This window comes from Aminobacter sp. P4_D5, from assembly GCF_056401815.1.
Window position 1 is genome coordinate 1 of the sequence record NZ_JBFUIP010000064.1, and the last position, 17,637, is coordinate 17,637.

The 17,637-nt window shown below is 61.4% G+C and carries 20 protein-coding genes; 10 read left to right on the top strand and 10 right to left on the bottom strand.

All coding sequences use genetic code 11. The annotated features are described in order from the left end of the window. Positions 1–101 precede the first annotated feature (101 nt). Complete coding sequence (locus AC1DWF_RS15595; protein ID WP_476784951.1) at positions 102–389, bottom strand: GIY-YIG nuclease family protein; 288 nt, start codon at positions 387–389, stop codon at positions 102–104. A gap of 281 nt (positions 390–670) precedes the next feature. On the opposite strand from AC1DWF_RS15595, the gene AC1DWF_RS15600 reads away from it, so the two are divergent. Continuing rightward, positions 671–1,483, top strand: coding sequence for a methyltransferase domain-containing protein (locus AC1DWF_RS15600; protein WP_476784952.1), 813 nt, complete (start codon positions 671–673; stop codon positions 1,481–1,483). A 31-nt stretch (positions 1,484–1,514) separates the two neighbouring features. Here the strand turns inward: AC1DWF_RS15600 and AC1DWF_RS15605 are convergent, their stop codons facing one another. From AC1DWF_RS15605 to AC1DWF_RS15625, 5 genes are all read right to left on the bottom strand, one after another. Beyond that, a complete protein-coding gene (locus AC1DWF_RS15605) occupies positions 1,515–1,859 on the bottom strand; it encodes a cupin domain-containing protein (protein ID WP_476784953.1) in 345 nt (114 codons plus the stop codon). Between the two features lie 69 nt (positions 1,860–1,928). Further along, positions 1,929–3,212 (bottom strand): O-acetylhomoserine aminocarboxypropyltransferase, encoded by a 1,284-nt coding sequence (locus tag AC1DWF_RS15610; protein WP_476804297.1) that lies wholly within the window; start codon positions 3,210–3,212, stop codon positions 1,929–1,931. A gap of 145 nt (positions 3,213–3,357) precedes the next feature. Beyond that, the gene (locus AC1DWF_RS15615) at positions 3,358–3,879 is read right to left on the bottom strand and encodes a CoA-binding protein (protein ID WP_476784955.1); all 522 of its coding nucleotides are present in this window, start codon (positions 3,877–3,879) and stop codon (positions 3,358–3,360) included. 63 nt (positions 3,880–3,942) lie between these two features. Then, positions 3,943–4,365 carry a VOC family protein gene (locus tag AC1DWF_RS15620; protein ID WP_476784956.1) on the bottom strand — a complete coding sequence of 141 codons (423 nt, stop codon included), beginning with the start codon at positions 4,363–4,365 and terminating at the stop codon, positions 3,943–3,945. A 2-nt stretch (positions 4,366–4,367) separates the two neighbouring features. Next, complete coding sequence (locus tag AC1DWF_RS15625) at positions 4,368–5,189, bottom strand: enoyl-CoA hydratase (protein ID WP_476784957.1); 822 nt, start codon at positions 5,187–5,189, stop codon at positions 4,368–4,370. Between the two features lie 156 nt (positions 5,190–5,345). Here AC1DWF_RS15625 and AC1DWF_RS15630 point away from each other — a divergent pair, with 156 nt between their 5' ends. From AC1DWF_RS15630 to AC1DWF_RS15645, 4 genes are all read left to right on the top strand, one after another. Then, positions 5,346–5,810 carry a PaaI family thioesterase gene (locus AC1DWF_RS15630; RefSeq protein WP_476784958.1) on the top strand — a complete coding sequence of 155 codons (465 nt, stop codon included), beginning with the start codon at positions 5,346–5,348 and terminating at the stop codon, positions 5,808–5,810. Positions 5,811–6,024: 214 nt separating this feature from the next. Beyond that, positions 6,025–6,489, top strand: coding sequence for a 50S ribosomal protein L13 (rplM, locus tag AC1DWF_RS15635; protein ID WP_476789669.1), 465 nt, complete (start codon positions 6,025–6,027; stop codon positions 6,487–6,489). 2 nt (positions 6,490–6,491) lie between these two features. Then, positions 6,492–6,968 carry a 30S ribosomal protein S9 gene (gene rpsI, locus AC1DWF_RS15640; RefSeq protein ID WP_476804298.1) on the top strand — a complete coding sequence of 159 codons (477 nt, stop codon included), beginning with the start codon at positions 6,492–6,494 and terminating at the stop codon, positions 6,966–6,968. A gap of 129 nt (positions 6,969–7,097) precedes the next feature. Further along, complete coding sequence (locus AC1DWF_RS15645) at positions 7,098–7,379, top strand: hypothetical protein (protein WP_476786705.1); 282 nt, start codon at positions 7,098–7,100, stop codon at positions 7,377–7,379. On the opposite strand, the gene AC1DWF_RS15650 is transcribed toward AC1DWF_RS15645, so the two are convergent. Continuing rightward, positions 7,368–8,462 carry a glycerophosphodiester phosphodiesterase family protein gene (locus AC1DWF_RS15650; RefSeq protein ID WP_476788600.1) on the bottom strand — a complete coding sequence of 365 codons (1,095 nt, stop codon included), beginning with the start codon at positions 8,460–8,462 and terminating at the stop codon, positions 7,368–7,370. The genes AC1DWF_RS15645 and AC1DWF_RS15650 overlap by 12 nt on opposite strands. A 199-nt stretch (positions 8,463–8,661) precedes the next feature. Here AC1DWF_RS15650 and speB point away from each other — a divergent pair, with 199 nt between their 5' ends. From speB to AC1DWF_RS15665, 3 genes are all read left to right on the top strand, one after another. Further along, positions 8,662–9,618 (top strand): agmatinase, encoded by a 957-nt coding sequence (gene speB, locus AC1DWF_RS15655; protein WP_476788601.1) that lies wholly within the window; start codon positions 8,662–8,664, stop codon positions 9,616–9,618. Between the two features lie 85 nt (positions 9,619–9,703). Next, the gene (argC, locus tag AC1DWF_RS15660; protein ID WP_476783381.1) at positions 9,704–10,636 is read left to right on the top strand and encodes an N-acetyl-gamma-glutamyl-phosphate reductase; all 933 of its coding nucleotides are present in this window, start codon (positions 9,704–9,706) and stop codon (positions 10,634–10,636) included. Position 10,637: 1 nt separating this feature from the next. Then, positions 10,638–11,492 carry an aminoglycoside phosphotransferase family protein gene (locus AC1DWF_RS15665; protein WP_476783382.1) on the top strand — a complete coding sequence of 285 codons (855 nt, stop codon included), beginning with the start codon at positions 10,638–10,640 and terminating at the stop codon, positions 11,490–11,492. On the opposite strand, the gene AC1DWF_RS15670 is transcribed toward AC1DWF_RS15665, so the two are convergent. Beyond that, entirely contained in the window at positions 11,482–12,576 is a 1,095-nt protein-coding gene (locus tag AC1DWF_RS15670) for a COX15/CtaA family protein (RefSeq protein ID WP_476788603.1), read from the bottom strand. The genes AC1DWF_RS15665 and AC1DWF_RS15670 overlap by 11 nt on opposite strands. A gap of 168 nt (positions 12,577–12,744) precedes the next feature. Here AC1DWF_RS15670 and AC1DWF_RS15675 point away from each other — a divergent pair, with 168 nt between their 5' ends. Continuing rightward, entirely contained in the window at positions 12,745–12,963 is a 219-nt protein-coding gene (locus AC1DWF_RS15675) for a DUF2842 domain-containing protein (protein WP_476783384.1), read from the top strand. Here the strand turns inward: AC1DWF_RS15675 and AC1DWF_RS15680 are convergent. Next, complete coding sequence (locus AC1DWF_RS15680) at positions 12,960–14,009, bottom strand: polysaccharide deacetylase family protein (RefSeq protein ID WP_476788604.1); 1,050 nt, start codon at positions 14,007–14,009, stop codon at positions 12,960–12,962. The genes AC1DWF_RS15675 and AC1DWF_RS15680 overlap by 4 nt on opposite strands. 88 nt (positions 14,010–14,097) lie before the next feature. Between AC1DWF_RS15680 and AC1DWF_RS15685 the strand changes: the two genes are divergently transcribed. Continuing rightward, on the top strand, positions 14,098–15,297 hold the full coding sequence (locus tag AC1DWF_RS15685) for a GNAT family N-acetyltransferase (RefSeq protein ID WP_476783386.1): 1,200 nt from the start codon (positions 14,098–14,100) through the stop codon (positions 15,295–15,297). Between the two features lie 3 nt (positions 15,298–15,300). Here AC1DWF_RS15685 and AC1DWF_RS15690 read toward each other — a convergent pair whose 3' ends face one another. After that, complete coding sequence (locus tag AC1DWF_RS15690; RefSeq protein ID WP_476804299.1) at positions 15,301–17,502, bottom strand: GumC family protein; 2,202 nt, start codon at positions 17,500–17,502, stop codon at positions 15,301–15,303. Positions 17,503–17,637 lie beyond the last annotated feature (135 nt).

Here is a 17,637-nt window from a genome sequence, read left to right on the forward strand (position 1 = left end):
GCATGGATCCTCGGGTCAAGCCCGAGGATGACGAAAGCACCTTGGGAGCAGCCTCCAGCCATTGCCAAGAAGCGCACTATCGGCATCCGCCCAAGCCCCCCTCACCAGCCAAGTCCGCGAAACAGCTCGTACCATTCGGGATTGCTCTTCTCGATCAACTCGATCTTCCACTGACGTGGCCAGCGCTTCAGGGATTTCTCACGCTGGATGGCGTCGCGGATGTCGAAGTGCTCCTCATACCAGACGAGGCGATGCACGCCATATCGCGCGGTGAAGCCCGTGCCCTCGCCCGACTTGTGTTCCGGCAAACGACGGGCGAGGTCATTGGTCACGCCGATATAGATCGTGCCGCCCTTCTGGCTGGCGGTCATGTAAACGTAGCCGGTCACGGCGAGAGATTAGTTGCGGCAAAGTTGTACGCAAGCCTGGCTGCTTCCCTACACCGCCGCCAGGACATTCATTAGTTCCGCGCCGGTTCCTAGCTTCCACTAGAGCCGGTCTCAGCACGAAATTGCTGCCAGCGCGCACGGGTCGTTTCCAGCACTTCTGCATTTCATCAATCCCCGCTCCGGCATGCTCCGCTCCGATTGACCCTGCGGCAGCTCTGATGCAGATTGGCTGAGCTGCATTTTCGTTGCCTGACCTGCTGACAGGAGAAGGGCGTGCTTCGATGAAGCAAGACGATTATTTGCTGGGACGCGGCAAGGCCGAGGAAGCGAGACTCCGGCGACAGATTGCCAACCTCGCCCCTGACTCCGATGCACAATTCGAAAAGATCGGGATCAGGCAAGGCGAGCGTGTTGTCGACCTGGGATGCGGACCCGGAGGGGTGTTGCACCTATTGGGTAAACGCGTGGGTCCGACCGGCTCGGTTCTCCGGATCGAACGCAGCGCCCAATTTGTCGATATCGCGCGCCGATTTACGAACGAACTCGCGCTGCCTCAGGTCGAAGTGTGCGAGGGTGATGCCTACGAGACTGGACTGCCGCGCGCATCCTTTGATGGCGCGCATATGCGACTTGTTCTTGTCAATGTCCCCAAACCAGAGCTCATCGTCAAAGAGATGGTTGCTCTGGTGCGCCCGGGCGGTTGGGTGGCGAGCTTCGAGGCGGATTATCTCACGCATATCTGCGACCCGCCATCACCAGCCTGGACGCGGCTTCTTGAGGCATACTCCGCCTATTCGTCAGCGCAGGGAATTGACCTGTTCGTCGGTCGCCGCACCCATAGGCTGTTTCGCGACGCGGGCATCGCGAACATTACCGTGGACCCCGTCCTTCACACCTACCCTCCGGGTCACGACCGGCGGCCGATTCTTTGGGATTTCATCAACAATGTTCGAGACAAATTGACCGAAGGAGGATTTGTCGGGCGTGACGAACTCGAGACAGACATGGCTGCCCTCGACAAACACCTTTCAAATCCTGACGTGCTCGTCGTATCGCACCTCTTCTTCAGGCTGTCCGGCAGAGTCCCGAGTTAGCCACGGCACAAACGACTTTTTGCCGGCCACCTCAAAGCCGGATCACATATTCCTTGCGGGTCGTTTCAAGCACTTCCCAGCTTCCCTTAAAGCCGGGTCGCAGTACGAAACTGTCACCTGTGCGAACGGTGCGGGGCTCGCCGCCGTCTTCTGAGACGACCGAGACGCCTGACAGTATGTGGCAGAACTCCCACTCGTCATATTCGATGCGCCACTTGCCCGGCGTCGATTCCCAGATGCCGGCATAAAGCCCGCCGTCGGCCTCCTCGGCGTTCCAGGTCAGGAATTTTGGATCGCCTGAAATCAACCGGCCTTCGGCCGGCGCGCCTGATTCCGGCTCGATGCCGCTTACGTCGATGGTGAGAAATCTCGGCAAAATCCAGCTCCCAGACAGCAAAAGGCCCCGGCAACATAGCGCTGCCGGGGCCAAGTCTTGCACAGCCGGTCAGACCTTGGCCAGCGCCTGTTCGAGATCGGCGACGATGTCGCTGACGTCCTCGATGCCGACCGACAGACGCACCACATCCGGGCCCGCACCGGCGGCCACCTTCTGCTCGTCGGAAAGCTGGCGATGGGTGGTCGAGGCCGGGTGGATGACCAGCGACTTGGTGTCGCCGACATTGGCGAGATGCGAAAACAGCTCAAGCGCTTCGACGAACTTGACGCCGGCTTCGTAGCCGCCCTTGAGCCCGAAGGTGAAGACGGCACCCGCACCCTTCGGCGAGTATTTCTTCATCAGCGCGTGGTTCTTGTCGCTCTTGAGGCCGGGGTAAGAGACCCACTCGACCTTGGGATGGTCGGAAAGCCAGCCGGCGACGGTGAGTGCATTGTCGCAATGGCGCTGCATGCGCAGCGGCAGCGTTTCGAGACCGGTGAGGATGAGGAACGAGTTGAACGGCGAGATGGCCGGCCCAAGGTCGCGCAGGCCAAGCACGCGCGCGGCGATAGCGAAGGCGAAATTGCCAAAGGTCTCGTGCAGCACGACGCCGCCATATTCCGGCCGTGGCTCCGACAGCATCGGATACTTGCCCGACTTCGACCAATCGAAGGTGCCGCCATCGACAATGACGCCGCCGATCGAATTGCCATGGCCGCCGATGAACTTGGTCAGCGAATGAACGACGATATCAGCGCCATGCTCGATCGGGCGGATCAGATATGGGCTCGCCAGCGTGTTGTCGACGATCAGCGGCAGGCCGTGCTTGCGGGCGATATCGGCCACTTTTTCGATGTCGACGAAGGTGCCGCCGGGATTGGCCAGGCTCTCGATGAAGATCGCCTTGGTCTTGCCGTCGATCTGCTTGTCGAAGCTCGAGATGTCGTTGGTGTCGGCCCAGCGTGCTTCCCAGCCGAAGTTCTTGAAGGCATGGCCGAACTGGTTGATCGACCCGCCGTAAAGCCTGGTTGCGGCAACGAAATTGTCGCCGGGGCGCATCAGGTTGTGGAACACGAGCAACTGGGCCGCATGGCCCGACGCCGTGGCGAGTGCTGCGGTGCCGCCTTCAAGGGCAGCTATACGCTCTTCGAGCACCGCCTGCGTGGGGTTCATGATGCGGGTGTAGATGTTGCCGAAGGCCTTCAGCCCGAAAAGCGAGGCGGCATGATCAGCGTCGTCGAAGACATATGAAGTCGTCTGGTAGATCGGCGTGGCGCGGGCGCCGGTTGCCGGGTCGGGCTTGGCGCCGGCGTGGACCGCTAGCGTGTTGAAACCAGGAGCGCGCTGGGACATTTGATCCTCCAAGGGTATGTCAGTCGAATTCGGCGGCTATATTTGGCGGAGCCGCTGCCAGAAAGCAAAGACGAATATTCCTGGCCGCGCTGAAGTTGCAGCACGATTTTTCCAAGAGTTCGAGCGGGCGCGAAGGTTGCTGCGGCTATTTTGCGCGAATGCCGAAGCTCTGGAACCCTTCGCGCATCACCGGACGCTTCGCGGACAGCACGCCGGAATTGACGCCATTCCAGCCGATCTCGCCGGCAAGCCTGGCATATTCGATCTTGGGGCAGCGGTTCATGACGACCCGGATGCCGGCCGCCTCGGCGCGCGCGGCAGCCTCATCATCGCGCACGGTGAGCTGCGTCCAGATGACTTTGGGCAGCGGTTCGAGCTTGAGCACCTCATCGACGATGCCCGATACCGCAGCCGACGCCCGGAAGACATCGACCATGTCGAGAGTAGCGGGAATGTCGGCAAGGCGGGCATATGTCATGCGGCCAAGGATTTCCTTGCCGGCATGGCCAGGATTAACCGGGAAGACCTCATAACCCTTGTCGATCAGATACTTGGCGACGAAATAGCTCGGCCTGACGTCGTTGGCCGAGGCCCCGACCACGGCGATCGAGCGGACCGAATTCAAGATGTCGGCGATGTAGGCATTGTCATAGGCGTCGTGGTTCATGGCCGTCCTCGTTCGCCGGTTCCGAATACCGGTTTTCGGTGAACCACGCAAAGGCGTCGCGTTTCACGGCAACGAAATACTGCCGTCCTTGGCGAGCGGAAAATCGGGATTGTGCGCAACTTCCCACAAATGGCCCTCGGTGTCGGCGAAATAGCCGTACCAACCACCCCAGAAGGCGCGCTGTGCCGGCTTGACGATGCGCCCGCCCGCGCGCTCCGCATCGGCCAGGACTTCGTCCACCTCGGCCTCGGAACGCGTGTTGTAGGCCAGCGACACGCCTGAGAAGCCACCTTTTGTAGCTGCGATACCCGCGTCGACGGCAAGCTGGTCGCGCCCCCATAGGCCGAGCACCAACCCGCCCATCTGGAAAAACGCGACACCTTCGGTGATCGTCTTGTTTCGTTGAAGCCCCATGGCTTCGTAGAAGCGCACGGCGCGGTCGAGATTGTCGACCCCCAGGGTTACAAGAGAAATCCGCTGTTCCAAGCCTATTCCCCCTTCCACTCCGCTTCGCGCTTTTCAATGAAGGCGCCGATGCCTTCCTCGGCATCCCTTGCCAGCATGTTTTCGACCATCACCCGCGAGGCATGGTGATAGGCTTCCGCCAACCCCATCTCGGCCTGGGCGTAGAACGCCTCCTTGCCGATCTTCAGCGTCAATGGCGATTTTGAAACAATGGTTTGGACGTATTTGCCAACAATGTGATTCAGGTACTCCCGCGGTACGACGCGGTTGACCAGGCCGAAGTCGCGCGCTGTCGTGGCGTCGATCGCCTCGCCGGTCAGCAGCATCTCCATGGCCTGCTTGCGCGAGACGTTGCGCGACAAGGCGACCATCGGCGTCGAGCAGAACAGGCCGATGTTGACGCCTGGCGTGCAGAACGTGGACTGATCCGAAGCTATGGCGAGGTCGCAGCTGGCCACCAGTTGCAGCCCGGCTGCCGTGGCCAGACCATCGACTTCGGCGATCACCGGCTTGGGATGACGCACGATGGATTGCATCAGCGTCGAGCAGCGCTGCATGGTCAGCTCGAAGAAGGCGCGGCCGCGATCGGCATCGCTTCTGTGTGCCGTCATTTCCTTGAGATCATGTCCGGCGCAAAACACCTTGCCCGACGCCGCGAGCACGATCACCCGCACCGCCTTGTCGTCGCGCGCGCCGTCAAGTTGTGACTGAAGTACTGCCATCGTTTCGAGCGAAAGCGCATTGGCCGGCGGATTTGCGAGCGTCAGGCGCAATACGCCCGTCTCCAGCGTCGACCATACCGGTCCCTCCGGTTCGCTGCGCTTGATGGCGACGATTTCTGCCATATTGTCCCTCTTCGCGTTCGATGCGGCGAAAGAATCGCCTGCGTCGAAGCATAAGCGTATACGCGCAGCCTTGAACCTTAGTTCCCAACTATGTCTTGTTGGCGACAGATCAGACGCGGGAACCGGAACGCGGCTTGCGCAGGGGAAGACCAAACTATGCCGAAACAGAGTGGATTGAAGCCGCTGATGACCGCAGCCGCGGTCAACGATCTCCTCAGGGAGGTCTACCCGCAGCTCAACGAGCACTATGATTTCTATCAGGTGACCGAGGTGTTCCCGGGCGGCTGCACCGTGCGTCTCAACGCCGATGAGCGCCATCTCAGGCCGGGCGGCACGGTCTCCGGTCCGTCGCTTTTCACCCTTGCCGACATTGGCGGCTATGTCTGCGTGCTGAGCCACGCCGGGCCCGATGCGCTGTCGGTGACGACCAATCTCAACATCAACTTCATGCGCAAGGCCGAAGCCGGTCCGATCGACGGCCACTGCCGCATCCTCAAGCTTGGCAAGAGCCTGATGGTCTTCGTCATCGACATCGTTGCTGGCCCCGACCAGCAGACCGTAGCCCACGCAACAGGTACCTATTCAGTGCCGCCAAAGCGTCAACGCGATGCGGTAAAATAATACCTCTTGCACATCTCATTGTTTTCGTTGAGTTTTGCAGGATATCTGACCTGCCGCTTCGCTTGACGCGTCATTAACACTCACCTATAAGCCCATTCAAAGCAGCGGCCCGCATTGGGTCGCCGTTTTGTTATTGGCTAGGGCTTCGGCCTTTTGCCAATGAAAGCAACAAGAAACGCCTTCTCCGGAAGGTCCGAACCGAAAGCATATAACCATGACAACCTTTTCGCAGAAGCCTGCGGACGTGGTGAAGAAGTGGGTGCTGATCGACGCCGAAGGTCTCGTCGTCGGCCGTCTCGCCTCCATCGTCGCCAACATCCTCCGCGGCAAGAACAAGCCCACCTTCACGCCCCACGTCGACGACGGTGACAATGTCATCATCATCAACGCCGACAAGGTCGCGTTCACCGGCAAGAAGCTCACCGACAAGGTGTACTACTGGCACACCGGCCATCCCGGCGGCATCAAGGAGCGCACCGCGCGCCAGCTGCTCGAGGGCCGTTTCCCCGAGCGCGTCCTGGAAAAGGCCATTGAGCGCATGATCCCGCGTGGTCCGCTTGGCCGTCGCCAGATGAAGAATCTCCGCGTCTATGCAGGCGCCGAACATCCGCATGTCGCTCAGATGCCCGTGACGCTCGACGTCGGCGCGCTGAACGCCAAGAACAAGAAGGCCTCGTAATTATGGCTGATCTCAGCTCGCTCGCAGAACTCGGCACCGTGACCGCTTCGGTGCAGCCTGCCGCTCCGGTTTACGTGCAGAAGCTCGACAAGAGCGGCCGCGCTTATGCCACTGGCAAGCGCAAGGACGCCATCGCCCGTGTCTGGGTGAAGCCGGGCACCGGCAAGATCATCGTCAACGGCAAGGAATACGCGGCATACTTCGCGCGCCCCGTGCTGCAGATGATCCTGAACCAGCCGCTCGTAGCAGCTGCCCGCGTCGGCCAGTACGACATCATCGCAACCGTCGTCGGCGGTGGTCTTTCGGGCCAGGCCGGTGCTGTTCGTCACGGCATCTCCAAGGCGCTGACCTACTACGAGCCGGCGCTGCGCGGCGTGCTCAAGAAGGGTGGCTTCCTGACCCGCGACAGCCGTGTCGTCGAGCGTAAGAAGTACGGCAAGGCCAAGGCCCGCAAGAGCTTCCAGTTCTCCAAGCGCTAAGCGCCGAGACTGCATTCTCCAGAATTTCGGAAGGGGCTGGTCAAACCGGCCCCTTTCTTTTTGTGCCTGCGCACCAATGCCGTATGATCTCTTGCAACCTGTCGGGTGGCACCAGCGATGGAGACGGTCATGCTGCGCATGCTTGCTGCGACTGTGGCGGCCCTGACCGCCGCCTCCTCGGCGGTGGCCGAAGCAGCACCGAACAGCAAATTCCAGAAGCGCGCCGGCTACTACGACACCTGCTGGCAGCGGGCGGCCGACAAGGCCATAGCCAAAGGCGCCGACCAGAAGAAAGCCGCCAAGAAAGCTGACAGCCGCTGTAAGAAATTGTCGAAAAAGCTATTGAGCGCCGGCGGCTCGAAATACGACATGAAGGAACGACGGCGCTCCCTCCGGCAGTCAATCGACTGATAGCGTGGCATCTCGGTTCGTCGGCGCATTTCCCCGACGAAGGGCGCCCTGCCCCATTGCCGCCGCAACCGACTCGTCGACGTCCGCATAGGGCGCGCGATAGCCATTGGCAGCCAGCCATTGGATGGCTGCTTTGGGCTCGTCAGTCTGGATCATCGTTGCGCCACGCTCGGCCCAGAAGCCGAAGGTTTGTCCGGGAAAGCCTGCGGCAACCGCAAGCTCGTCGCCGCGCCCGCCGGACAGGAAACCGCCAGGCTTGTTGACGATGGCATGGGTGTCGACCCAGATGTGCCAATTGCCGCGTATGGAAGCCGCCCTCACCTTGGCCGAAAACAGTGGCCCGCCTGATACTGTCATCGTCTCGGCATCGCCACGCCAGGTGATCATCTCGACCGCGCGGGCGGAAAACGCCTTGCTGGCTACCTCGATGAAGCCGGCATCGCGCACCGCATCGTCGGCGATGATCGGCATGAACTGAAAGCCCTGGCCAACCCGACGCATGGTTTCCTTGACCGTCGCCACGCGTTCGGCATCCCAAAGGTTCGCCTTCACGACAACTTGTTCCTCCATGCCCATGTCGCGCGCTATGGCAACCATGTCCGCGAGATCGGTGGTTTCCAGCTTGTTGTCGAGATTGACCAGGATCTTGCCCTTGGTGACGCCAAGCATTTCGCGCAAGGTCGGTACCGGCTCGCTGCTCACCTCGCCCGTTCCCTCAACGACGAGGCGGCAGTGACGCAATTCTTCTAGCGTGCGGGCAATCACCTCGCCTTTGCAGTTGGTCGTTCGGTCGAGCCAGCTGTCATGCATGACGATCAGTTCGCCATCCCTGGAGCGCCGTATGTCGATCTCGACCATTTCCGCGCCAAGCGCGATGACGCCGCGCACCGAGGCGATGGAATTTTCGGGATAAAGCCCCTTGCCTGCCTCCAACCCGCCGCCGCGATGGGCCACCACCATGACGTGGTCACGCCACTGATTGGCATCGTCGAAACGCTCGAGGATCTGCTCGGCCCGCGTTCCTGCATGCCCCACTGAGGGGCCGCCAAAGACAAGAAATAGGACTGCCAGAACTGCCCGCATGGGAATCGCTCCATGGCCGAAGGATGCGACAACGAGTTAGGCAGTACCGATGACAAGGGCATGTAGGGCGGATGACAGAGACATGAACGCTCGGGAAAGCCGGCCAGCACACGCAGTGCACCTCGGGGCTGGCATGTTGCGGCCGGCTTCTGTAGTTCTTGCCCCTCGAATTCCGATAGACCGACTGCGGAGACTGCCCATGCCCACTTCATCGATCGATCACGCCTTCACCGCGCGGACGAACACCGGCCGCTCGGGTGATCCGACCTATGCAGGGGCCCTGTCTTTCATGCGACGCAAGTATTCCAAGAACGTTGCAGGCGCCGATGCGGTGGTCTGGGGCATTCCTTTCGATGCAGCGGTCACCAATCGGCCGGGCGCGCGCTTTGGCCCGCAGGCCATTCGCCGCGCCTCGGCGATCTTCGATTGCGACCCGCAATATCCTTTCAACCGCGACCTGTTCGACGATCTCGCCGTCGTCGACTATGGCGACTGCCTGCTCGACAGCGGCAACCATCAAAAGACGCCGGCGACAATCGAACGCGAGGCGGCGAAGATCCTGAAATCTGGCGGGTTCCTTTTGACGCTCGGCGGCGACCATTTCGTCACCTGGCCGGTGCTCAAGGCACATGCCGCGGTCCACGGCCCAATGGCGCTGGTACAATTCGACGCCCACCAGGACACCTGGCCGGACGACGGCAAACGCATCGACCACGGTTCCTTCGTCGGGAGGGCGGTGAAAGAGGGCATCATCGATCCCGACCGCTCGATCCAGATCGGCATCCGCACCCATGCACCTGACGATTTCGGCATCAAGATCCTCTATGGCCACGAGGTCGAGGAGATGCGGGCCGCCGACATCGCTTATGCGATCGCCGAGCGCACCGGCGGCAAGAAAACCTATGTCACCTTCGATATCGACTGTCTCGACCCAGCCTATGCGCCAGGAACCGGCACCCCGGTGGCGGGCGGCCCCTCCTCGGCGAAGATCTTGTCGGTGCTGCGCCAGATGACCCAGATCGATATTGTCGGTGCCGACGTCGTCGAGGTTGCGCCGGCCTACGACCATGCCGATATTACGGCCATCGCAGGCTCGACGGTCGCCATGCACTATCTTGGCCTGCTGGCCGAGAAGAAGGCACGCGACAAAGCCTGAGACGACGTTTCAAGGACTTGCCGACTTGAGTCCGAATCCGGCCATAAGCTTATGAAATGCTGAAACTTTCGACGGAACGACAGACATGAAACCGAAAATCTTCATCGACGGCGAACACGGCACCACCGGTCTGCAGATCAGGGCGCTGCTCGCCGGGCGCCATGACCTCGAAGTCATTTCGGTGCCTGTCGAGCGCCGCAAGGAACTGGCGGCGCGCGCCGAATTTCTCAACGCGGCTGATGTGGCGATCCTGTGCCTGCCCGACGATGCGGCGCGGGAGAGCGTCGCGCTGATCGAAAACAACACCACGCGCGTCATCGACGCATCGACCGCCCACCGCGTGGCGGACGGCTGGACCTACGGCTTTCCGGAAATGGACGAAGCGCAGATGAAGGCGATCGCGGCATCGAAGCGCGTCGCCAACCCCGGCTGCTGGCCACAGGGGCCGATAGCCGGCCTGCGGCCGCTTATCGCGGCGGGGCTTCTGCCGGCGGACTTCCCGGTTACCGTCAACGGTATCTCGGGCTATTCCGGCGGCGGCCGCCAGATGATCGAAGATTACGAGGCGCTGGGCGAGGATTCGCCCGAGTTCCTGCCCTACGGCCTGATGCTCAAGCACAAGCACGTGCCTGAGCTGCGCACTTACGCCAAGCTCGCGCACGATCCGATCATGCAACCGGCCGTTGGCAATTTCGCGCAGGGCATGATCACCGTGGTTCCTCTGCAACTGGGCCGCCTTGCCAAGGTGCCGACTGGTGCGGAACTGCACGCGGCACTCGCCGACCACTATGCCGGCCTCAAGGGCGGTGTGATCGAGGTCGCGCCGCTCATCGACTTCGAGCGCAGCGACGACATCCAGCCCGAAATCTTCAACGGCACCAACAAGATGAAGGTCTATGTCAGCGCCAATGACAGCCGCGCGCAGGCATTGCTGATCGCCGTCTACGACAATCTCGGCAAGGGCGCCTCGGGTGCCGCTGTCCAAAACATGGACCTGATGCTCGGGCTCAAGCACTAAGATGGATCAGGCTGCCGTTCCAGGCCGCTGGCCGGATCACTGGAATATCAGCGATCCCCAGCTCATTGCCGAAACGTTTTCCAGCCGCATCTGGAAGGTGCGACTTGCCGATGGCAGCCCTGCCGTCGTCAAGGCGCTCAAGCCCTTCGACGACGTCTGCGACGAGCTTCGCGGCGCGCATTACCTGTCCTGGCGCGATGGCGTCGGCGCGGTCCGGTTGCTCGGCTTCGAGGGGCACAACATGCTGCTCGAATATGCCGGCGATCGGCTCCTTGTCGACGAATTGAACGAGCATGGCGACCGGCACGCGACCGACATCGCCAATGAGGTGTTGGCCAAGCTGCTTTCGCCCTCGGATGTTCCGCCTCCGGCTGATTTACAGCCGTTGCGGAAGCGTTTCGCGAGCCTGTTCAAGAAGGCCAAGGCTGATCGTGATGTTGGTAGTGAGAGCCTCTACCTAGAGGCAGCGGTCATTGCGGAGCGCCTGCTGTCAAACCCGCACGAACTGCGCGTGCTGCATGGCGACCTGCACCACGAGAATGTCCTGCACGGCGAACGCGGCTGGCTGGTGATCGATCCCAAGGGCATCCTGGGCGATCCAGGCTTCGACGCAGCGAATTTCTTTTACAATCCGCTCGATCGCCACGGCGATCTCTGCATCGAGCCGGAGCGCATCGCTTATATGGCGGAGAGTTTCGCCAGAACGCTGTGTCAGCGCCCCGACGCGATCCTCGATCATGCCATTGCCTGGGGTTGTCTTTCGGCATCCTGGCACGCCGAAGACCGCAACGACGCCGACGAAAACAGCGGACTCACCGTTGTCGCGGCAGTCCGCAACGTGCGGGCTAGCTTCTGATCTCGACGTCGTTTTCCAAGGGGTAAGCCCCCTTGGTGCCGCGCCAATGGGCGGTGGCGAAGATCAGCACGATCAGCGCAAAGCCCTGATGCAGCAGCGCCCAATGCATATGCGCCTGCATCAGCAATGTGCCAACGCCAATGGCCGCCTGACCAAGGATCAAGATCACCAGCATCCAGGCCCGGCGCGCATGCGTCGTCTTGGGTGCTGCCCGCATGGTCGAGAAGGCATGCCAAAGTGCAACCACCAGCACGGTGTAGGCGAACATGCGGTGGATGAACTGCACAGTCTTGGGGCTTTCGAAGAAGTTGCGCCACACAGGCTCGATCACCAGCAGATCGCCCGGAATGATGGCGCCATCCATCAGCGGCCAGGTGTTGTAGGAAAGGCCGGCATGGAGACCGGCGACCAATGCGCCGAGATAGATCTGAAACAGCACCAGCAATACCATGATGCCTGAAAAACGCTGGACCTGGCGATTTGCCGGCGCTTGCGAGTAGGCCGCCAGCCCACGTGCGATGTAGGCAACCGCCGTGACGATGATGCAGGCAAAGGTCAGGTGGATCGCCAGGCGGTACTGGCTCACCGAGACGCGTTCCGACAGCCCCGAAGCAACCATCCACCAGCCGATGAAGCCTTGCAGGCCGCCGAGCGCCAGCAGACCTACCAAACGCGGCTTGAGCCGGCGTTCGAGACGGCCTGTGAGCCAGAAAAAGGCAAGCGGAATGGCGACAAGGAAACCGACGCCGCGAGCGAGAAGCCGGTGCGCCCATTCCCACCAGAAGATGCCCTTGAACTCGTCAACAGTCATGCCCTTGTTGACCTGCTCATATTGCGGGATCTGCTGGTATTTTTCGAACTCTTCCTGCCATTCCGCCTGGTTGAGCGGCGGGATGACGCCATGGATCGGCTTCCACTCGGTGATGGAGAGGCCGGAACCGGTCATGCGCGTGGCACCGCCGACCATGACCAGCGCGAACAGAACCAGCAGCACAATGTAGAGCCAGCCGCGAACGAGCGCGCGGTTGTGCAGTTCCCTGTCGCGTTGAGCAAGCGGTGCAGCAGTATTGGTCATCGCGGACATGACAATCGTTCCCGGCTCGTTCGAAACTCGCCGGACTGGTGGACCATAGCGGCTTCTCTGGCAAGTTCAGCCTACGCGACACGCAGTCGCGCCGCATAGCGGCGTATCCTCGGCGGTTGCGTCGACTGGCCGGAGCGACTATGCGAGGCCTGGATAAAGGATCAAGAAATGCCCGTTCGCGTCAAGAAGTTGATCGGAACCGTGCTGCTGGTGCTGCTGGTGATCGTGTACGCGCTGATTGCAACCATGGTGGCGGTCGCGCAGCTTTCCCAGTCCGGCCCGGTCGTGCACCTGGCCTTCTTCTTCTTCAGCGGCCTGCTCTGGATCCTGCCGGCGATGTGGATCATCAAATGGATGGTCAAGCCGCCCAAATCAGCCAAACCCTAGACCGTCACGAGGCGTCGGCCGCGATTTGACATCAGGGTCGTCGCGCCCGACAGCATGGCTCGCATCGCTACCAGTTCCTGGTGACGCCCATTGACGGAAAGACGTGGCAGCGCGTGCAGGCTGCCAGCATGCTCGGGCCGAAGCACGCCGTGTCGCGTGGTCACGGCCGAGACATAGCCGGCCTCGCGCGCAAGTTCGGTTTCGCGCAAGCCAACCGCCGCCGCATAACCATAGGGATAGGCGAAATGGCGTGGCGCGCGTCCAAGCTCGGCCTCGATCATGCTGCGCGAACGATAAATCTCGCGCAGTGCCGCTTCCTTGCTCAGCCGCCTGAGATTGTAATGATGGACCGTATGCGCACCGATGGTCACCAGCGGATGCCCAGCGCAGCGCCTGATCTCGTTCCAATCCATCAAAAGCTTGCGGTTGGGGGCGGAAGCATCGACGCCCACCATGTCGGCCCAGCCGCGCAAGACCGTACGCTGATCTTCTTCCCGCACCTCGCTGGTGATGTGGTCGGCCAGGCGCCGGAACGCTACAGAGCGGCCTTCCGGCGTGGAACAATCGAGCTTCAATTCGCCGCCCGGCATGGCTATCGAAAGCGCCCTGCCAGCCGCGACTATATCGTCGAGAACTTCCCACCATAGATCAACCTCCCCGCCCGTCAGGCCCGGCGCGACATAGATCGCAATGGGCGCGGCATGCCTTTCCAGAACCGGAAGAGCCTCGGTCAGGTTGTCGCGATAAGCGTCGTCGGCGGTCAATGCTACAAACAGTCCGCCTTTTGCGGCCATGCGCAAACGCGCCACCGCCTCGTCCATCGTCACGAAGGCATAGCCCATTCGCTTCATCTCGCCGAGCAGCACATCGAGAAAGAGCGGTGTTACGCTGAGGTGGCGGTTCGGGCTTTCCGGACGCTCAAGAAACGCGGTCACGCGATGAAGCATGAGGATTGCACCGACGCCGCCGACCAGCGGCCTGGCTAGTGCGCTCAGACCACCATATCCGATGAGCAGGAAGGCTAGCTTTCGGGCTACGTCGATCATTCCTTCACCTTTGACGCATAGGCTTGGTCGCATCGAGCATGAAGAGGACTGCTCCAGGTGCCGATCAATAACCGGCAAGGATTGAAGTATGGTTGACGCCACAGCCGCCAGGGAAAACAGCGCGTCGCCTCCGGCTGCAGATTTCGGCGACACGGCAACGGCCGTTGCCTTTCCGCTCTCAAACGAAGCCCTCAACGCCTACGGGAGCTTCACAGACATCTACGCACCGGCGCAGAGCCCGCAATGGGTGTCAGCCTGGATCGACACCAACAAGACCGACGCTGTCATTGCGACCTTGAGCGCCAAAGGGCGGCCTGTGCTCGCTGTCGCGCTTGAAGTCAGTCGCGAAGGACCGTTCCGTATTGCACGCTTCCTGGGCGGCACGCACGCCAACGGCAATTTTCCGGCAGTGGATAGGAATTGGCTGGCAACAGCAAACACGCATGACATCGACGCGCTCGTCGGCTCGATCAGGAAAGCGCGTCCGGATGTAGATCTTTTAGCGTTCGACCGCCTGATTGCCGAACTCCACGACCTACCCAACCCGCTGTTCAAGCTGGGCTTCGCACCGAGCCCGAATGTGGCGCTCGCAGTCAATCTGGGCGGCGGCTTCGAAGCGGTTCTCACCCGCACCAACGGCAAGAAGAAGCGCAAGCGGCATCGCAGCCAGGAGCGAAAATACGAGGCTGTTGGCGGTACACGGCGCACTGTTGCGACCACGGCCGCCGACGCAAACGCGATGCTCGACGCCTTCTTCGCGATGAAGCAGCAGCGATTTGGCGCGATGGGCATCACCGACGTATTTGCCGACGCGGAGGTACGCAGCTTTTTCCGCAAACTTTTCGTCGATGCGCTGCAGCATGACAAACCGTCCTTTGTGCTACATGGGCTGGAGGTCGCAGGCAAATACCGCGCGGTCACCGGCTCGAGCCGGGCCGGTAGCCGCCTGATCTGCGAATTCGGGGCCATCGCCGACGACGAACTGGCCTATGCCAGCCCCGGCGAATACCTGTTCTTCGACAACATTTCCGAGGCCTGCCACCAAGGGTTCGCTGTCTACGACTTCAGCGTCGGCGACGAACCCTACAAGCGCCATTGGTGCGATATCGAGATCCAACACGCCGATGTTCTGGTGCCATTGACGGCAAAGGGCCGCCTCTACGCGCTTGGCCTGCGATCAACGTCGCGCATGAAGGGGGCGATCAAAAACAACGCTACGCTATGGGCTCTGGTCAAGCGGCTGAGGTCCGGCGTGCGCGGCAAGGCCGCGCCCGTCGAGGACGATTGACCCTCAGGCGGCCGAACGGGTCGGCTGCGGTGTCGTCGGCAACTCATGGCCGACCGGGGTCACAAGGATGACATCCTGGTAGCCGCCCGCGCGCAGGCCGTCGGCCGCATCGGCGATCTCTTCGTCATGGCGAAGGAAGCTGACAAGCACTTCCGTGCCATCGCCGACAAGGCGCCTGATCTCATCGGCATCGGCCGGTCCGCACTCAACCACCACCAGATCATAGGCAGTCGTCAGCGATTCCATGATGATCGGCAGGCGGTCGGCAGCGCGCATGGCGCGTGCCGGATCGGCCGTGCCGACCGGCATGACATCGCAATCCGAATAGTGGTCGGCGCGGATGACGTCGGTGAACTGGGCTTCCGAAGCAAGAAGATTGGTAATGCCGGGATAGCGGCCGCCATCGAGCATCGGCCGCGATGCAGCACCTGTGGCGGTCAGGTCGAGCAACAAAACGCGTAGGCCGGTATCGGCCACTTCGCGTGCGACAAGCACTGCTGTCGCCGCCGCATCGTCGCCCTCGGGCGAAATGAAGATGGCACGAGCCGCACCGCCGGCGATCAACCTTTCGGCCGCCGTTTCGATGCTGACGCCGGCATGGGCGACCGGGGGCATTGGTGCCGATACGCGTAGCTCCTCTTGGGCGGCAACCAACTGCTCCTTGGGATCGTAATCGGCAAGGTCAGCCGTGACGGCCTGCTCTTCGGCGTTATCCCACTGACAAGATGTCCCCTCGTCCGCCAGGCTTGTCACGCGACGGACAGGCATCGCCACCTGGGTGACCGGCGTGACGCGGGAACCTGCCGCCGGGCGCATGGCACGGCCTGAAAAAAGCTCCTGTAGCAGCGTGAAGATCGCCATCAACAACAGCGAGCCGACGAATGCCGCGCCGACAATGGGGACAATCTTGGGGAAGTAAGATTCAGACGGCACGATCGCGCTCGAAAAGACGCGGGCATCCACCGGCAGATAGTTGCGATCTTGGCGCGAGGCAGCTTCGCGATAGCGGGTGAGATAGGATTCGAGCAATGCGCGCTGTGCCGCGGCTTCGCGTTCCAGCGCACGAAGTTCGACTTCTTCTTCCGACACGCGTCCTGATTCGACCTTCAGCCTATTGAGGTCGGCAACCAGCTGCTTTTCGCGAAGATCAGCACTCGCGGCTTCATTGACCAGCCCCGCCAGAACTTTTTCGGCCTGCGCGCGGATCTGCACATTTAGGTCGGCGAGTTGGGAATTGAGCGCCTTGATGCGCGGATGGTTGGGAAGCAAGGTCGTTGAAAGATCTGCAATGTCGTTCCGCAATTGAATCTGGCGTTCGCGCAGACGCTGGATGAGGCCCGAGGACAGAACCTCTGGCACCGCGTCGATCGAACCGCCACTTTTCAAAGCCTGACGCACGCTCTGCGCGGTTGCTTCGGCGGCGGCGCGGTTGGCACGAACGCGCGACAATTCGCTGGAGAGTTCGGAAAGCTGCTGGGTGGCAAGCGCCGAGTTGTTCTGGCCGACCAACAGGTCGGACTGCGACCGGAAGCTTGCAACGCGCGCTTCGGCATCTTTGACGCGCTTGTTCAAATCGGCGATTTCGGGCTTCAACCAATCGGTCGCCTCGGTGCTCGACTCAAGCTTGGAGCTGCGCTGGAAGTCGAGATAGACCTCGGCAATCGCATTCGGCACGGCTGCCGCAAGCTTTGGATCCGCCGAAGAGAACTGGATGACGATGACGCGCGATCTTTCAACGCGATAGATGGTCAGCTTCTCGCGGAAGGCCTTGAGCACACGTTCTTCAGGAGGCAGCTCGTTCGGATCGCTCTTGAGGCCGGCAATCACCAGAAGACGCGAAATCGTCGACATTTCAGATGCGGCGTCAAATTCTGGCCGGCTGGCGAGATCGAGCTTCTTGGCGACCTGCTTGAGGATATCAGTTGAACCGATGACCTCGACCTGGCTGGTGACCCCCTCCTCGTCGAGGACTGGTGCCTCGTTGCCGGCGCTACCGTCGGGGCGTGTGAAAACGGACTCGCGCGTTTCAATCAGCAGGCGCGTCTCGGCGCGGTATTGAGGGGTAGCCAGAGAGGCGAGCACAAAGGCCAGGCCGGTGACCGCCAGGGAAAACAGCACCAAGCGCAGCCAGTTCCTCGCAAGACTGGCGAAGAGCTGGCCGAGATCGACATCGACATCACCGGCAGTGGATTGGACGCCAGACATGCAATTCCTACTCCGAGGCTGAGCAGACTGCACGGTAAACAAACATGGTAACCCAGGCGTTAACGTCACTACGCAGCGCTCGACCTGATGCGCGCAAGAAGACGCCTCCCTTTACCGAGCATTAACCCTAACAAG

Coding starts and splice junctions, on each gene's coding strand:
- AC1DWF_RS15600 (WP_476784952.1), top strand. CDS start 671: ATGAAGCAAGACGATTATTTGCTGGGACGCGGCAAGGCCGAGGAAGCG.
- AC1DWF_RS15610 (WP_476804297.1), bottom strand. CDS start 3,212: ATGTCCCAGCGCGCTCCTGGTTTCAACACGCTAGCGGTCCACGCCGGC.
- AC1DWF_RS15615 (WP_476784955.1), bottom strand. CDS start 3,879: ATGAACCACGACGCCTATGACAATGCCTACATCGCCGACATCTTGAAT.
- AC1DWF_RS15625 (WP_476784957.1), bottom strand. CDS start 5,189: ATGGCAGAAATCGTCGCCATCAAGCGCAGCGAACCGGAGGGACCGGTA.
- AC1DWF_RS15630 (WP_476784958.1), top strand. CDS start 5,346: ATGCCGAAACAGAGTGGATTGAAGCCGCTGATGACCGCAGCCGCGGTC.
- rplM (WP_476789669.1), top strand. CDS start 6,025: ATGACAACCTTTTCGCAGAAGCCTGCGGACGTGGTGAAGAAGTGGGTG.
- rpsI (WP_476804298.1), top strand. CDS start 6,492: ATGGCTGATCTCAGCTCGCTCGCAGAACTCGGCACCGTGACCGCTTCG.
- AC1DWF_RS15645 (WP_476786705.1), top strand. CDS start 7,098: ATGCTGCGCATGCTTGCTGCGACTGTGGCGGCCCTGACCGCCGCCTCC.
- AC1DWF_RS15650 (WP_476788600.1), bottom strand. CDS start 8,462: ATGCGGGCAGTTCTGGCAGTCCTATTTCTTGTCTTTGGCGGCCCCTCA.
- speB (WP_476788601.1), top strand. CDS start 8,662: ATGCCCACTTCATCGATCGATCACGCCTTCACCGCGCGGACGAACACC.
- argC (WP_476783381.1), top strand. CDS start 9,704: ATGAAACCGAAAATCTTCATCGACGGCGAACACGGCACCACCGGTCTG.
- AC1DWF_RS15665 (WP_476783382.1), top strand. CDS start 10,638: ATGGATCAGGCTGCCGTTCCAGGCCGCTGGCCGGATCACTGGAATATC.
- AC1DWF_RS15670 (WP_476788603.1), bottom strand. CDS start 12,576: ATGTCCGCGATGACCAATACTGCTGCACCGCTTGCTCAACGCGACAGG.
- AC1DWF_RS15675 (WP_476783384.1), top strand. CDS start 12,745: ATGCCCGTTCGCGTCAAGAAGTTGATCGGAACCGTGCTGCTGGTGCTG.
- AC1DWF_RS15680 (WP_476788604.1), bottom strand. CDS start 14,009: ATGATCGACGTAGCCCGAAAGCTAGCCTTCCTGCTCATCGGATATGGT.
- AC1DWF_RS15685 (WP_476783386.1), top strand. CDS start 14,098: ATGGTTGACGCCACAGCCGCCAGGGAAAACAGCGCGTCGCCTCCGGCT.
- AC1DWF_RS15690 (WP_476804299.1), bottom strand. CDS start 17,502: ATGTCTGGCGTCCAATCCACTGCCGGTGATGTCGATGTCGATCTCGGC.